This is a genomic window from Halomonas sp. PR-M31, assembly GCF_001039575.1.
Classification (GTDB): domain Bacteria; phylum Pseudomonadota; class Gammaproteobacteria; order Pseudomonadales; family Halomonadaceae; genus Modicisalibacter.
Map to the genome: position 1 here is coordinate 30,572 of NZ_JIBT01000057.1, position 15,406 is coordinate 45,977.

13 protein-coding genes and 2 tRNA genes are annotated in these 15,406 nt (G+C 56.1%); 1 reads left to right on the forward strand and 14 read right to left on the reverse strand.

What is annotated here, in order from left to right:
* Positions 1–20: 20 nt before the first annotated feature.
* From nusA to rlmE, 10 genes are all read right to left on the reverse strand, one after another.
* Positions 21–1,517, reverse strand: coding sequence for a transcription termination factor NusA (gene nusA / locus CH74_RS14630; RefSeq protein ID WP_048308272.1), 1,497 nt, complete (start codon positions 1,515–1,517; stop codon positions 21–23).
* A 27-nt stretch (positions 1,518–1,544) separates the two neighbouring features.
* A complete protein-coding gene (rimP, locus tag CH74_RS14635; protein ID WP_048308273.1) occupies positions 1,545–2,006 on the reverse strand; it encodes a ribosome maturation factor RimP in 462 nt (153 codons plus the stop codon).
* A gap of 140 nt (positions 2,007–2,146) precedes the next feature.
* A tRNA-Met gene (locus CH74_RS14640) sits at positions 2,147–2,223 on the reverse strand.
* 108 nt (positions 2,224–2,331) lie between these two features.
* Positions 2,332–2,418 (reverse strand) — tRNA-Leu (locus tag CH74_RS14645).
* Positions 2,419–2,478: 60 nt separating this feature from the next.
* Entirely contained in the window at positions 2,479–2,844 is a 366-nt protein-coding gene (gene secG / locus CH74_RS14650; RefSeq protein ID WP_048308274.1) for a preprotein translocase subunit SecG, read from the reverse strand.
* 3 nt (positions 2,845–2,847) lie between these two features.
* Positions 2,848–3,597 (reverse strand): triose-phosphate isomerase, encoded by a 750-nt coding sequence (tpiA, locus tag CH74_RS14655; RefSeq protein WP_048308275.1) that lies wholly within the window; start codon positions 3,595–3,597, stop codon positions 2,848–2,850.
* A 102-nt stretch (positions 3,598–3,699) separates the two neighbouring features.
* Entirely contained in the window at positions 3,700–5,046 is a 1,347-nt protein-coding gene (glmM, locus tag CH74_RS14660) for a phosphoglucosamine mutase (RefSeq protein ID WP_048308276.1), read from the reverse strand.
* Positions 5,043–5,903: a dihydropteroate synthase gene (gene folP / locus CH74_RS14665; RefSeq protein WP_048308277.1), complete on the reverse strand. Its 861-nt coding sequence runs from the start codon at positions 5,901–5,903 to the stop codon at positions 5,043–5,045. Before folP ends, glmM begins: the two co-directional genes overlap by 4 nt.
* 81 nt (positions 5,904–5,984) lie before the next feature.
* On the reverse strand, positions 5,985–7,973 hold the full coding sequence (gene ftsH / locus CH74_RS14670) for an ATP-dependent zinc metalloprotease FtsH (protein ID WP_048308278.1): 1,989 nt from the start codon (positions 7,971–7,973) through the stop codon (positions 5,985–5,987).
* Between the two features lie 93 nt (positions 7,974–8,066).
* Positions 8,067–8,693 carry a 23S rRNA (uridine(2552)-2'-O)-methyltransferase RlmE gene (gene rlmE / locus CH74_RS14675; RefSeq protein WP_048308279.1) on the reverse strand — a complete coding sequence of 209 codons (627 nt, stop codon included), beginning with the start codon at positions 8,691–8,693 and terminating at the stop codon, positions 8,067–8,069.
* Positions 8,694–8,878: 185 nt separating this feature from the next.
* On the opposite strand from rlmE, the gene yhbY reads away from it, so the two are divergent.
* Positions 8,879–9,205 carry a ribosome assembly RNA-binding protein YhbY gene (yhbY, locus tag CH74_RS14680; RefSeq protein ID WP_048308280.1) on the forward strand — a complete coding sequence of 109 codons (327 nt, stop codon included), beginning with the start codon at positions 8,879–8,881 and terminating at the stop codon, positions 9,203–9,205.
* A gap of 58 nt (positions 9,206–9,263) precedes the next feature.
* On the opposite strand, the gene greA is transcribed toward yhbY, so the two are convergent.
* The 4 genes from greA to dapB all read right to left on the reverse strand — a co-directional run bounded on the left by greA (position 9,264) and on the right by dapB (position 15,246).
* Positions 9,264–9,740: a transcription elongation factor GreA gene (gene greA / locus CH74_RS14685; protein ID WP_048308281.1), complete on the reverse strand. Its 477-nt coding sequence runs from the start codon at positions 9,738–9,740 to the stop codon at positions 9,264–9,266.
* Entirely contained in the window at positions 9,737–12,982 is a 3,246-nt protein-coding gene (gene carB / locus CH74_RS14690) for a carbamoyl-phosphate synthase large subunit (RefSeq protein WP_048308282.1), read from the reverse strand. The genes greA and carB overlap by 4 nt, the downstream gene beginning before the upstream one ends.
* Before the next feature lie 54 nt (positions 12,983–13,036).
* Positions 13,037–14,182 (reverse strand): glutamine-hydrolyzing carbamoyl-phosphate synthase small subunit, encoded by a 1,146-nt coding sequence (gene carA / locus CH74_RS14695; RefSeq protein WP_172656348.1) that lies wholly within the window; start codon positions 14,180–14,182, stop codon positions 13,037–13,039.
* Positions 14,183–14,427: 245 nt separating this feature from the next.
* Positions 14,428–15,246 carry a 4-hydroxy-tetrahydrodipicolinate reductase gene (gene dapB, locus CH74_RS14700; RefSeq protein ID WP_048308284.1) on the reverse strand — a complete coding sequence of 273 codons (819 nt, stop codon included), beginning with the start codon at positions 15,244–15,246 and terminating at the stop codon, positions 14,428–14,430.
* Positions 15,247–15,406 lie beyond the last annotated feature (160 nt).

Consider the following 15,406-nt stretch of genomic DNA (forward strand, 5'->3'; position numbering starts at 1 on the left):
GACCCTCCTGAGCCCATGACCTAGTTACTTTCGCTTGCGAACCAGGGCGCACGGGCGGTCATTATCAGTGACGCGGCGCGCTCTTCGTCGATACTCTCGATATCCTTGAGATCGTCGATGGCCTGCTCGGCGAGATCTTCCATCGTGACGATACCGCGACTGGCTAGAATGAAGGCCAAGTGGCGATCCATGCCCTCCATTTCCAATAGATCGTCGGCGGGATGGGCACCATCAAGAACCTCTTCAGAGGCAATCGCCAAGTTCAGCAGCTCATCCTTGGCCCGCGAGCGTAGTTCTTCCACCAGATCTTCGTCGAATTCTTCGATTTCCAGCATTTCTTCAAGGGGAACATAGGCCAACTCTTCGAGAGAGGTAAAACCCTCTTCGACCAATATGCGCGCCAGCTCTTCATCGATCTCGAGATGGTTAATGAAATATTCGACCAAGCTATCGACTTCCTGCTCGCGTTTCCCCTCGGCTTCATCTTCCGTCATCACATTGAGCGCCCAACCGGTCAACTCACTGGCCAGACGCACATTCTGCCCACTGCGCCCAATCGCCTGGGCCAAGTTATCCTCACCGACAGCAACATCCATGGAGTGCGCATCTTCATCGACAAGGATGGAAGCCACTTCTGCCGGCGCCATCGCGTTGATCACCAGTTGTGCGGGATTGTCGTCCCATAGAATGATGTCGACACGTTCATTTTGCAGTTCGTTGGAAACCGCCTGAACCCGGGAGCCCCGCATGCCGACACAGGCACCAACGGGGTCAATGCGGCGATCGTTGGTCTTGACTGCGATCTTGGCTCGCGAGCCAGGATCCCGGGCCGCACCCTTGATCTCGATGAGCTGCTCGGCAATTTCCGGCACTTCGATCTTGAACAGCTCAATGATCAGATCAGGGCGTGTCCGAGTAAGAATGAGCTGAGCGCCACGCGCTTCGGGCTCGACTTTCCATAGCAGAGCACGTACGCGTTCATTCATGCGATAGCGTTCACCAGGGATCATCTCGCTACGTGGCAAGAAGGCCTCGGCATTGTCGCCCAGGTCAATGATCAGCCCATCCCGAGTCGTCTTCTTGACGATGCCCGCCACCAGCTCACCCTCTCGCTCGGCATACTGGCGCACGACTTGCGCACGTTCTGCTTCGCGCACCTTTTGTACAATGACCTGTTTAGCGGTCTGGGCAGCGATACGACCAAAGGCAGCATTCTCGATGCGCTCTTCGACAACGTCTCCCAGAGTCAATGGCGGATTACGACGTTCCGCATAGGACTGCTTGATTTCGGCGTCGGGGGTCTCAAACTCGTCATCCTCAACCACTGCCCAACGACGAAACGTTTCATAATCCCCGGACAGACGGTCGATTTTGACGCGAACACTCGCCTCCTCGCCCTCGAAACGCTTGCGTGATGCACTAGCCAATGCCGCTTCGACTGCCTCGAAGATCACGTCCCGGGGGACGCCCTTCTCGTTCGAGATCGCGTCAACGACCAGCAGAATCTCTTTACTCATGCTAAAGCCTCGCCAAAAAACCAGTCCTCAGGTATCGAACTGCGGAACAACCCGCGCCTGCTCGATCCCATCGATGGGAAAGCAGTACTCTTCACCCTCAAGATGCAGTAGCACCTCGTCATTCTCGATACCCGCCAGCAACCCTTTGAATTTTCGCCGGCCGTCGTAAGGCACACGTAGGCGCAGCGCCACGTTATTGCCTTTGTAACGCTCGAACTGCTCGAGGGTGAAAAGTGGACGATCCATACCGGGAGAAGACACCTCCAGCTGGTATTGTCCAGGGATCGGATCCTCGACATCCAGGATTGCGCTCACTTGACGGCTGACTTCCGCGCAATGATCAACGGTGACACCGTCAGGGCTATCGATATAAATCACCAGACGTGAGTGCCTGCCTTGGGCAGTACGCTCAACTCCCCAAAGCTCAAAGCCCATGGCCATTATCGCTGGTTCGATAAGCGCCTTCAGCGCGACATCCTTGATTGCCACAAACAAAAACTCCTACAACAGTTGCATCAGGCACCTGACCAGGAGTGAGAGAAAAGCTAGGTGGCTGACTGATGTTAGCCGCAAAAAGCGAACCGCTAACAAAAAGCCCCTTCAGAGGAAGGGGCCTTGCATAAGAAACTTGGTAGCGGGGGCCGGATTTGAACCGACGACCTTCGGGTTATGAGCCCGACGAGCTACCAGACTGCTCCACCCCGCATCATAGATCGACAAGTATAAGAACTTGCTTGCTGCTGGGTCAAGAAAGCGAATTGCGTATGACAATACAAAACAATTCTGCTGACATCCTCAAAGCAAACAACATCGTTGGTGCCGAAGGGGGGACTTGAACCCCCACGACCATAAGGTCACTACCCCCTCAAGATAGCGTGTCTACCAATTCCACCACTTCGGCAACAGGGGATGAACAAGCTAAGCGAGATATTTTTCGCTTCACGCCAAACATATCAACGAGTTACTGTTGCTCTCCGCCGACCTCTAGCGCTGGCGCAGCATTATCCGTATTTTGCGCCCCGTCGTCAAGAGTAGGTGCCGCATTACGTTGCTCGATCAACTCGGCATCTGGAATACCCTGCTCTGGGGCTTCCCCTGCCTGAGAAGCAAAATAGGCAAGTGTTAGTGACGTAGCAAAGAATGCAGCAGCCAGGACACCTGTCAATTTAGCAAGAAAGCTACCGCTACCCCGGGAACCAAAAACAGTCTGGGAAGCGCCGCCACCGAATGATGCACCCGCCTCGGCTCCCTTACCCTGTTGCAAGAGAATGAGCGCGACCAGGGCAATGGCAATCACCACATGAATGATGAGAATGACAACTTGCATGTATTAACCTACTGACTGGCAAATGGCTAAAAAATCGTCGACCTTGAGTGAAGCACCGCCTATCAGGCCGCCATCGATATCTGGCTGAGCAAGCAGCTCAGCCGCATTCTCACGTTTCATACTACCGCCATAAAGCAAACGCAGCCTGGAGGCCATCTGCTTATCGTAATCAACCAGACAGGCGCGAATGGCCGCATGAACTTCCTGCGCTTGCTCTGGTGTAGCAGTCCTTCCAGTACCAATGGCCCATACAGGCTCATAGGCAATGACCATATGCTGACGCTGCTGAGCATCGAGCATATCGAATACGGCCTTCACCTGATTCAATACTGTCGTTTCAGTACGCCCTTCATCCCGCTCGTCGAGTGTCTCGCCAACACAGAGAACTGGAATGAGGCCTGTTTTCAAAATGGCCTGAGCCCGCGCCAAAACTGCCTTGTCATCTTCTTGATAAAGCGAGCGCCGCTCCGAATGTCCTACCAGAACATAGCGCACTCCAAATTCCGAAAGCATGCTGGCACTAACCTCACCGGTGTAAGCGCCAGATGGCTCAGGGTTCACCGTTTGCGCCCCTAATCCAAGCGAAGTCTTTCCAAAAGCTGTCTGCGCTGCGGCTAAATAGGGCGATGGAGGCAGTATGACCGCTTCCATCGATGACGATAGATCGGCCTTGGCGAAGGCTTGGCCAAACTGCTCGACCAGCGCCAGAGAACCGTTCATCTTCCAATTGCCGGCAATCAGTGGCACGCGCATGAAGCCCCCTTTCTCGAAGTGGTGCAAAATGGTATAGGAGTCGCCGAGTCAAGACAACCAGCGCGCCTGCAACTACACTATCAACTCTTGGGCTATCGACTTCTACGTCATCAATATTTCGACATCTGTCGCAATTCGTTGTGCTAATGCGACGACATCAAGATGAGGGCGTCCTTCAACCATCACTCGAATCAATGGCTCTGTACCAGAAGGACGCAACAGGACCCGGCCTTCGTCACCAAGCTCCGCCTCGACGTTAGAAACCGTTTCACGCAAGCGATCACTTTCGAGCAATGCCTTTTTGTCCGTTCCAGGCGTTAAACGCACATTGATCAAGGCCTGCGGCGTCTTTTCGAACCCTTTGAGCTCTGCAAGCGAACACCCTTGCCCTACCATGATAGCGAGTACCTGTAGGGCCGATACGATGCCATCCCCCGTGGTCTGAACATGGCCGCAGACGATGTGGCCTGACGATTCGCCGCCTAGATGCCAGCCATTGGCCGCTAGACGTTCCATGACATAACGGTCACCTACCTTGGCGCGCTCGAAAGGAATATCCATTACTTCCAGGGCAGCCGCTAAGCCAAAGTTGCTCATCAGCGTACCCACGACGCCCCCATCCAGTTCGCCACGATCATGGCGATCCTTGGCAATCATGTAGATGATGCCGTCGCCATCAATTTCCTGTCCGTCCGCATCAACCAGTACCACACGATCCCCATCACCATCGAAAGCGATTCCAAGATCGGCGCCCCGTTCGATGACTGCCGCCCGCAGCGATGCCGGGTAAGTTGATCCGACCTGCTGGTTGATGTTCAAGCCATCCGGCTCGGCACCCAGTAAACTGACTTTAGCGCCAAGCTCACGAAAAACACTGGGAGCAATGTGATAGGTAGCCCCGTGAGCACAATCCAGCACGATCTTGAGTCCATGCAGCGTCAGGCGGTGAGGAACGGTAGATTTACAGAATTCGATGTAACGCCCGGCAGCATCGTCGATACGAGTGGCCTTCCCCAAGCGATCCGCTGGCACGGTCTCAAGAGGCTTTTCGAGTTCCTCTTCGATTCGCGCCTCAATCTCGTCAGGCAGTTTAGTTCCGTCCGCAGAAAAGAACTTGATGCCATTGTCTTGAAAAGGGTTGTGCGAAGCCGAGATCACGATACCGGCATCGGCTCTCAGCGTGCGGGTCAAATAGGCAATCCCCGGCGTCGGCATCGGTCCGAGCAAAGAGACATCGACACCTGCCGCGGATAAACCCGCCTCTAAAGCCGACTCGAACATATAGCCCGAGATACGCGTGTCCTTACCGATCAGCACCTTGGCACGACCATCTTGCTTGTTTAAAACACGCCCCATCGCCCAGCCTAACTTGAGCATGAAGTCTGCAGTGATAGGGTATTCACCAACGGCTCCACGAATACCGTCGGTACCAAAATAACGTCTCGTCATAGCTCAGTGCCTTCCTGTAGCACGCTCCAGGTCATATTAATTGCATCTACGTTAGGCGCGACATCATGTACGCGCAGCAGCCGTGCACCACGCTCTACTGCCAATGATGTCAATGCCAGTCCTCCATACAAGCGCTCTTCGACAGCTCGCCCAAGGACGTTGCCTATCATACTCTTGCGCGACATGCCGACCATCAACGGTAGATCGAGCTCATTCAATACCGTCAAGCGATTAAGGAGTCGAAGATTGTGTTTAGTCGTCTTGGCAAAACCGAACCCGGGATCGAGCAACAGTTGTTCACGTCTTATCCCGCCAGCTTCGCAGTCTGCTACTCTTGCTTTGAGAAAACGCAGCACCGCATGCTCCACCGGCTCATCATAATGAGGAGCCTGCTGCATGTCCTCCGGTTCGCCCAGCATATGCATCAAGCAAACTGGTAAACCGTAGCGGGCGGCGGTCTTTATTGCATCGGGCCGACGCAGCGCCCGTACATCATTGATCATTCCCGCTCCGCACTCGGCAGCCTCCTGCATTACTTCAGGAGAGCTGGTATCTACCGATACCAATGTATCTAATTCGCGCACCAGATACTCGACAACCGGAATTACTCGATCAAGTTCCTGTTGGATTGGCGTCGCTGTCGCGCCTGGACGGGTGGACTCACCGCCTACATCAATGACTGCCGCCCCTTCTGCAAGCATCGTTTCCGCGTGGCGCAAGGCCTCATCGCGCAGGACATAGTGCCCGCCGTCGGAAAATGAATCAGGGGTGACGTTGAGGATACCCATTACTCTAGGATAGGAAAGATCAAGGCGGTGGCGACCACAGTGCAATAGATTGGCGTCGATTGGCGTCATCAAACGATCCCGGAGCAAGACATATCAAAGAGACGGAAGGCGCCTTTTGGGCGCCTTCCGTATTCATTGGCAAACAGACTGCTAATGGCCAGCGGGACCACCTAGCGGATCAGAAGGGCGTCGTCGAGGACCCTTGTCCTCCTCCTCATCGCCGTCTGGGCCAGGGCCAACCTCATTGCCGCCGGGACGCTGAGAAGGATCGCCCGTGACAGCGGCGCCTCCACCAGAGCCATCGTCACCCCAATCCTTGGGCGGACGCGGTTTACGTCCTTCAATGATGTCCTTGAGCTGTTCTGCGTCAATGGTCTCGTACTGCATCAAGGCTTCGGCCATCGTATCCAGCTTGTCACGATTGTCTTCGAGAAGCTGTTTGGCCTGAGCATAGCACTCATCGATGATGCGTCGTACTTCCTTGTCCAGCTTGGTGGTTGTGTCTGGCGAATTGAACCTACTACCGGCACCACCCGGCCCCCCCAGGAATTGATGCGATTCATCTTCATCGTACATCAGAGGCCCCATTTCTGAGGAGAGCCCCCATTTGGCCACCATACTATGAGCAAGCTCGGTTGCCCGCTTGATGTCATTGGAGGCACCGGTGGTCACGCCATTCGGCCCCAGGGTCATCTCTTCGGCAATACGCCCACCAAACAGCGAGCAAATTTGGCTGAGAATCTGCTGACGCGAAAAGCTGTATCGATCCTCTTCCGGCAGGAACATGGTGACACCCAGCGCACGCCCTCGAGGAATGATCGTTACCTTATAGACCGGATCATGCTCTGGCATCAGTAGACCAATGATCGCATGACCCGACTCATGGTAGGCCGTATTGAGCTTTTCCTTTTGAGTCATGACCATGGACTTGCGCTCGGCGCCCATCATGATCTTGTCTTTGGCAAGCTCCAGCTCTTCCATATTCACTAACCGGCGATTTCGCCGCGCTGCGAACAAGGCCGCCTCGTTCACCAGATTGGCCAGATCCGCCCCGGAAAAACCTGGCGTGCCGCGCGCGATCACGCTGGGCTTTACATCTTCCCCTAGAGGCACCTTACGCAGATGCACCCCAAGGATGTGTTCACGACCCCGGATGTCGGGCAGACCTACGGTAACCTGACGATCAAAGCGACCGGGGCGCAGCAACGCCGGATCGAGTACGTCAGGGCGGTTGGTCGCGGCGACGACGATAATGCCATCGTTAGCCTCAAAACCGTCCATCTCGACCAATAGCTGGTTGAGTGTCTGTTCCCGCTCATCATGACCACCACCCATGCCAGAACCACGATGTCGGCCTACCGCATCAATCTCGTCGATGAAGATGATGCAAGGCGCCTGCTTCTTGGCCTGCTCGAACATGTCACGCACCCGTGAAGCACCGACGCCCACGAACATTTCAACGAAGTCAGATCCTGAAATACTGAAGAATGGCACTTTGGCTTCGCCAGAAATGGCTTTTGCCAGCAAGGTCTTACCGGTACCCGGAGGGCCTACCATCAACACGCCTCGGGGTATCTGACCACCCAAGCGCTGGAACTTGCTGGGGTCCTTGAGAAAGTCCACCAGTTCTTCGACTTCTTCTTTAGCTTCATCACAACCTGCCACGTCGGCAAAGGTCGTTTTGATCTGATCCTGGGTCAGTAGCTTGGCCTTGGACTTGCCAAAACTCATCGGGCCGCCCTTGCCAGCCCCGCCGCCCTGCATCTGACGCATGAAGAACAGGAAAATAGCCAGAATGATCAATATCGGGAAGCTTGCAATTAGAAGCCTTGTCCACAGGCTTTGCTCTTCTGGCTTCTTGCCGACCACGTTGACATCATTGGCCAATAGATCGTCCATCAGCTTGGGATCTTGAGCTGCCGGACGAATAGTTTGAAATTGCGATCCATCTTCACGCTCACCGGTGACCGTATAGCCATCGATGGTGACCGAGCGGACCTGCCCATTTTGCACCTGCTGCACGAACTGAGAGTAGTTCATTGACTGCGGTGCAGTGTCGACACTGAAATTATTGAACACCGTCAGCAGAACTGCTGCGATGACCAACCACAGAATCAGGTTCTTCGCCATGTCATTCAAGGCAATACCCTCGTTGCATCAATTCGTCTGCCAAACGTCGTGTGTTCTTCTGACACCATAACAGATGGGGTCGTTCCATCGCGATTCCAAGCGTCAACCCTTGTATCTTTTCGCCAGGAGATAGACTTCCCGGGATCGCGCTCGAGAGGATTCAGGTTTACGGGTAACCACCTTGCCAAACGCCTGCCTTAGCGCTTTCAAATAGTCATCGAACCCCTCTCCCTGAAATACTTTTATCAATAGAGTGCCACCAGGGGAAAGCACTTCTCGCACCAAATCCAACGCCAGTTCTACAAGATACATTGCCTGGGGCTGATCGATGGCCGACATACCGCTCATATTGGGCGCCATATCGGAAATGATCAGATCCACTGGTCGTCCTTCAAGTGCTTCTAGAATGGCTGCCAATACATGATCTTCGGTGAAGTCGCCTTGCACGAAATCAACACCTGCCAGAGCATCCATCTCAAGGATATCCGAGGCAACGATGCATCCTTGCGAACCCACCTTGTCCACGGCAATCTGGCTCCAGCCACCTGGGGCTGCGCCTAGATCGATTACCGTCATGCCAGGCTTAAAAAGATGATCCTTGGCATCGATCTCCAGCAATTTATAACTCGCCCGAGAGCGATAACCATCCTGCCAAGCACGCTGAACATAGGTGTCATCGAAATGCTCCTTGAGCCAACCAGCGCTACTCTTGGAGTCGGATCGAGCCACTAAATCACCTGAGTCATCATGAAAATTAAAATGGGGCCATTGATCAAATAGTGATTTTGACGAAAACAGGCTACACCTTCCAAAAAGGCTGGCCACTTTGCACACCTGGACTTTCGCCGTACCATGGCGCGACTCTTCGTCTTATCTCTTTTCGTCATACACCTACGGATCAAGGGCACGATATCATGGGCTTGTCACAGGCACAAAAGAAAGCAATGCGCAGCATCGGGCACCATCTGGACCCCGTGGTAACGGTTGCAGAAAATGGTCTCACTGAGAACGTCATCGCCGAACTCGAGCGTGCCTTGGCCGATCACGAACTGATCAAGATCAAAATAGCGCTAAGCGAGCGTGAGACACGCCAGCAACTCATCGACACCATCGTTCAGCAAACTCAAGCTGAAGTCGTGCAAACCATTGGCAAAATGGCCTTGTTTTATCGTCGCAACCCCAACGCCAATCCCAAGCTTTCCAACGTGGCCCGAGCCAACGAACATCATGGCCGGCACTAGGCAGTAAACCCCGTGGTCAGTAGGTTGAAAGGCCCACTGATTTACTGCACGGGAACGATCAAATGTACTGAACGCCGCTGATCTCGTACTCCACTTCACCACCAGGAGTACGTACCAGCACGACGTCGCCCTCCTCCTTGCCGATCAGTGCCCGAGCGATGGGCGACGTCACCGATATCTTGCCGGACTTTATATCGGCTTCGTCCTCACCAACGATCTGATAGCGGACCTCTTCATCGCTATCCAGATTGAGCAACTCTACGGTAACGCCAAAGATGACTTTCCCCGACTTTGGCATCTTGGTGACGTCGATAACCTGAGAGGCGGAAAGCTTCGACTCGATTTCCTTGATGCGACCCTCGATGAAACCCTGCTCTTCACGGGCAGCGTGATACTCGGCGTTCTCTTTCAGATCGCCATGCTCGCGCGCCTCGGCGATGGCACTGATGACTCGGGGCCGTGCTTCACTCTTAAGCCGACCGAGTTCTTCCCGTAGACGCTGTTCACCCAGCACGGTCATCGGGACCTTGTTCATGTTGTTGCTCCTGCATGCAGTTCCTGAAGACGACGCACCGTTATTTCATTACCGTACTCGAGCGCCATACACACGGCACGCGCACCTGCTAGCGTCGTGGCGTAAGGCACTTTACGCGATAGTGCGGTGCGACGAATCACCGAAGAGTCATTGATTGCCTGACGGCCTTCGGTTGTATTGACGATATAGGCTACTTCATCGTTTTTGAGCATATCAGCGATATGCGGACGCCCCTCGAAAACCTTGTTGACCGTCTCCACCGGGAGTCCCGCAGCCTCAAGGGCGCGAGCGGTGCCGCGAGTGGCGCAAAGGGTAAACCCTAATGCTAGCAAAGATTCCGCCACCTCGATAATGCCGGCCTTGTCCGGCTCGCGCACGGACAAAAATGCCTGGCGATCGCCGGTCAGCGGTGGAATCGCATCGCCGCCGCCCAGCTGGGCCTTGTAGAAGGCTTCGGCGAAGGTAGCCCCGCTTCCCATCACTTCCCCGGTGGATTTCATCTCCGGCGACAAGATGGGATCAACGCTGGGGAACTTGTTGAAAGGGAATATCGCCTCCTTGACACTGAAGTAGCCCGGAATCAGCTCCTGGGTAAAACCCTGCTCTGCAAGGGTCTTGCCGGCCATGCAGCGAGCCGCGATCTGGGCAAGCGAGGTGCCGATGCACTTGGAAACGAAGGGTACGGTACGCGAAGCACGCGGGTTGACTTCGATGATGTAGATCTCACCGTCCTGCCAGGCCAGCTGCACATTCATTAATCCCACCACGTTGAGTTCAAGTGCCATGCGCTTGACCTGGGCCCGCATCGCATCCTGCACATCCGCGGGCAACGAGTACGGCGGCAGTGAACAGGCAGAGTCGCCGGAATGCACCCCGGCCTGCTCAATGTGCTGCATGATACCGCCGATCACCACCTGACGGCCGTCGCTGACTGCATCGATATCGATCTCGATTGCCGCATTGAGGAAGTGATCGAGCAACACCGGCGAGTCGTTGGAGACCTTGACCGCATGGGTCATGTAGCCCTCGAGCTCCGAGGCATCGTAGACGATCTCCATGGCTCGCCCGCCCAGCACGTAGGAAGGCCGAACCACCAAGGGATAACCGATCGTTTCGGCCTTGGCAAAAGCCTCCTCGAAACTACGCGCGGTAGCATTGGGCGGCTGCTTGAGTCCCAGCTTGTCGATCATTTGCTGGAAACGCTCGCGATCCTCAGCCCGATCGATGGCATCCGGCGTGGTACCGATGATCGGTACGCCAGCGGCCTCAAGTGCCCGGGCCAGTTTGAGCGGCGTCTGGCCACCGAACTGCACGATGACACCAACCGGCTGCTCTTTATCGGCGATCTCCAACACGTCTTCCAAGGTCACCGGCTCAAAATAGAGACGATCCGAGGTGTCGTAATCCGTGGAGACGGTTTCCGGGTTGCAGTTGACCATGATGGTTTCAAATCCATCCTCGCGCATCGCCAGGGCCGCGTGCACGCAGCAGTAATCGAATTCGATGCCCTGACCAATGCGGTTGGGCCCGCCCCCCAGCACCATGATCTTCTGGCGATTGGAAGGTGCGGCCTCGCACTCTTCTTCGTAGGTGGAGTACATATAGGCGGTGTGGGAGGCAAATTCGGCAGCGCAGGTATCCACCCGCTTATAGACCGGCCGAATGCCGTGCTTGTGCCGCGTCTGACGAAACTCCTGCTCAGAGACACCGAGCAGATTGGCCAGACGCGCGTCAGCAAAGCCCTTACGCTTGAGAGCGAACAGTTCCCGGGCATCAAGCTCAGCCAGAGAACGCTGGGTCAAGTCCTGCTCGATACGCACCAACTCCTCGAGCTGCACTAGATACCAGCGATCGATATTGGTTAGGGCAAATATTTCGTTCACGCTCATGCCGGCGCGCAGGGCATCGGCGATGAAGAAGATGCGTTCCGCGCCAGCAGCCTGAAGCTCGCCCTTGATCAACCCCAGGTTGGCCTCACTGAATTCGCCGGACTTGTACTCAGGAAACTTGGAATCGAGTCCGTCGTTGCCGGTCTCTAGGCCGCGCAGCGCCTTCTGCAACGACTCTTGAAAGGTACGCCCGATGGCCATCACCTCACCCACGGACTTCATCTGGGTGGTCAGGCGATCGTTGGCCTGAGGGAACTTCTCGAAGGTGAAGCGCGGAATTTTGGTGACCACATAATCGATGGACGGTTCAAAAGAAGCCGGGGTCTTGCCGCCGGTAATGTCGTTTTGCAGCTCGTCCAGGGTATAGCCCACCGCCAGCTTGGCGGCAATCTTGGCGATCGGAAAGCCAGTGGCCTTGGAGGCCAGGGCGGATGAGCGCGACACCCGCGGGTTCATCTCGATCACCACCATGCGCCCGGTGTTCGGATCGACGCCGAACTGCACGTTGGAACCACCGGTCTCGACGCCGATCTCGCGCAGCACCGCAAGGGATGCGTTGCGCATGATTTGATATTCCTTGTCCGTCAGCGTCTGGGCCGGGGCCACGGTGATGGAATCGCCGGTATGAACACCCATGGGATCGAAGTTCTCGATGGCGCAGACGATGATGCAGTTATCGTTCCTGTCGCGAACGACCTCCATCTCGTACTCCTTCCAGCCCAGCAGCGACTCGTCGATCAAGAGCTCATGATTGCTGGAAAGCTCGAAGCCGCGCCCGCAGATCTCCTCGAACTCTTCTTTGTTGTAGGCTACCCCGCCGCCGGAGCCACCCATGGTGTAAGAGGGGCGAATAATGGTCGGAAAGCCCAGTTCGCTTTGAATCTCCCAGGCTTCCTGCATGGAGTGAGCGATTTTTGCCTTGGGACACTCAAGCCCGATGTTACGCATCGCCTTGTCGAACAGATCCCGATCCTCGGCCTTGTTGATGGCGTTGGCGTCGGCTCCGATCATCTCCACGCCGTATTTTGCCAGCACACCGTGCTTGTCGAGATTCAGCGCGCAGTTGAGCGCGGTCTGGCCGCCCATGGTGGGCAGGATGGCATCCGGACGCTCCGCCTCGATGATCTTTTCCACCACCTGCCAGGTAATCGGTTCGATGTAGGTGGCATCTGCCATCACCGGGTCGGTCATGATGGTGGCCGGGTTAGAGTTGACCAGAATGACCCGATAGCCCTCCTCGCGAAGCGCCTTGCAGGCCTGGGCGCCGGAATAGTCGAACTCGCAGGCCTGGCCGATGACGATGGGGCCGGCGCCGATGATCAGAATGCTTTGGATGTCGGTACGTTTGGGCATGACGATTTCCGCTGAAGAAGGTGACTAGCGATGAGGCAAACAGACTCGGCGTAATTATCGACCCGCGCTCAGCATGGCAATGAAGCGATCGAACAAGGGCGCCATATCCTGCGGCCCAGGGCTCGCCTCCGGGTGGCCCTGGAAGCTGAAAGCCGGGCAGTCGGTGCGCTCGATTCCTTGCAGAGTGCCGTCAAACAGCGAGCGATGAGTCGTACGAAGCGTGCTTGGCAGGCTGGTTTCGTCCACGGCAAAACCATGGTTCTGGCTGGTAATCATCACCTGACCACTGTCGAGATCCTGGACCGGATGATTGGCACCGTGATGGCCGTGGTTCATCTTCACCGTGCGTCCACCGGAGGCCAGCGCCAAGAGCTGATGCCCTAGACAAATGCCAAACAGCGGAATGCCACTTTTGAGCAGTTCACGAATCGCCGTGATGGCGTAGTCGCAGGGTTCCGGATCACCCGGGCCATTGGATAGGAAGATGCCGTCCGGCTTCAGTGCCAGCACCTCGGCGGCGGGCGTCTGGGCCGGCACCACCGTCAAACGGCACCCCCGGGAGGCCAGCAGACGCAGAATGTTGTGCTTGATGCCGTAATCAAACGCGACGACATGATAACGTGCCTCATCCGAGGCAGTTTCCGCATACCCCTTGCCTAGCGTCCAGTCGCCCTGGCTCCACTCATAGGTCGCCTCGCAAGAGACAACCTTGGCCAGATCCATGCCGGCCAGACCCGGGAATGCCCGGGCCGCTGCCAGGGCCCGTTCGACGGCATCGCCGCCCTCGGCATCTGGTCCGGCCAGGATGGCGCCGTTCTGGGCGCCCTTGTCCCGCAGGATGCGGGTCAGGCGGCGGGTATCGATATCAGCGATCCCGAGAACACCATGTTCCTGCAGGTAATCGTCCAGGCGCTGCTGGCTGCGAAAGCTGCTGGCCAACAGGGGCAGGTCGCGAATTACCAGTCCAGCAGCTCGAATGCGATCGGACTCGACGTCTTCCTGGTTCACGCCAGTATTGCCAATATGGGGGTAGGTCAAGGTGACTATTTGGCGAGTGTAGGAAGGATCGGTCAGGATCTCCTGATAGCCGGTCATGGCGGTATTGAATACCACTTCGCCAGTGGTTTGCCCACTAGCGCCAATGGCGCTGCCATGAAATACGCTGCCATCTTCCAGGGCCAGTATCGCGGGTCTGTTCAACGCAACGTCCTCCACTCTATTTGAATCCCGTTAAGCCGTTGGCCAAGGCCTTGCCAAGACACTCAAGTCGTAAAAAAGCGGGACGAAACCCGATGCAGACTGGTTTCATCCCGCTTGATTGTATTCGCTCGGCACCATGGCCCTCTTGACACCCGATTGTCTGGCCAAATTGGCGCGATATTACAGGATTCAGTGGATAGGTACTACCCTCCATCATTGGCGGGCCTTGTCATCACTTCAAGTCATCACTTCAAGCCCAGCACGTCCTGCATGTCGTAGCGCCCTGGGGGCTGCTCGCTCACCCAGCGCGCCGCACGCACTGCACCCTTGGCAAAGGTCATGCGACTCGAGGCCTTGTGAGTGATCTCGATTCGCTCACCCTCGGTGGCGAACAGCACCGTATGCTCGCCGACGATGTCTCCGGCGCGTATCGTAGCAAAGCCGATCTCCTTGTCCGATCGCGGGCCACACTGGCCGACACGCTCAAAGACACCGTGTTCTTTGAGGCTGCGGCCCAAGGACTCGGCAACCACCTCGCCCATCTTCAGGGCAGTGCCGGATGGCGCATCGACTTTGTAGCGGTGATGCGCTTCGATTACCTCGATATCGTAACCCTCGTCCCCCAATGCCTGGGCTGCCGTCTCGAGAAGCTTGAGAGTCAGGTTCACTCCCACGCTCATGTTAGGAGCAAATACCAACGGCACCCGATCTCGATAGCCATCCAGCTCGGCCAGCTCGCCTTCGCCAAGACCAGTGGTCCCGATCACCATGCATTTACCATGTTCGGCACAGAACGCCAGATTCTTGAGGGTAACGCGAGGAGCGGTGAAGTCGATCAACACATCGAACTCATCCACCGCGTCTGCCAAGGAATCCACTGCCAAAACGCCGAGTTTGCCCAGGCCAGCCAGCTCACCGACATCCGCGCCTCTCAACGAGCTTCCCGGTTCGACGACACCCACAGCAAGCTTGACCTGGGCGTCCTGGTCCAGGGCAGCGACAAGGGTGCGGCCCATACGGCCAGCCACGCCCACGATGGCGATGCGAGGAGGGTTTGAAAGCATGTAAACTCCTGCTTGATGAGCGAAATTGATGCCAGCATAGCAAAGCGCTTCGGGTACGTCTGTCATGCAGCCCGAACGACAATGGCGTAGGCTTTCAGAAGAGACTAGCGCTGCCAAGGAGGGTCCATGTTTCGTTTGCTGATCGTATCGAGTCTATTTT

Bases quoted from the DNA above. Each gene is read 5' to 3' on its own strand.
- tpiA (WP_048308275.1), bottom strand. From the start codon at position 3,597: ATGCGCGTGCCACTGATTGCCGGCAATTGGAAGATGAACGGTTCTCTG.
- dapB (WP_048308284.1), bottom strand. From the start codon at position 15,246: ATGCTTTCAAACCCTCCTCGCATCGCCATCGTGGGCGTGGCTGGCCGT.
- glmM (WP_048308276.1), bottom strand. From the start codon at position 5,046: ATGACGAGACGTTATTTTGGTACCGACGGTATTCGTGGAGCCGTTGGT.
- greA (WP_048308281.1), bottom strand. From the start codon at position 9,740: ATGAACAAGGTCCCGATGACCGTGCTGGGTGAACAGCGTCTACGGGAA.
- folP (WP_048308277.1), bottom strand. From the start codon at position 5,903: ATGACGCCAATCGACGCCAATCTATTGCACTGTGGTCGCCACCGCCTT.
- carB (WP_048308282.1), bottom strand. From the start codon at position 12,982: ATGCCCAAACGTACCGACATCCAAAGCATTCTGATCATCGGCGCCGGC.
- secG (WP_048308274.1), bottom strand. From the start codon at position 2,844: ATGCAAGTTGTCATTCTCATCATTCATGTGGTGATTGCCATTGCCCTG.
- yhbY (WP_048308280.1), top strand. From the start codon at position 8,879: ATGGGCTTGTCACAGGCACAAAAGAAAGCAATGCGCAGCATCGGGCAC.
- nusA (WP_048308272.1), bottom strand. From the start codon at position 1,517: ATGAGTAAAGAGATTCTGCTGGTCGTTGACGCGATCTCGAACGAGAAG.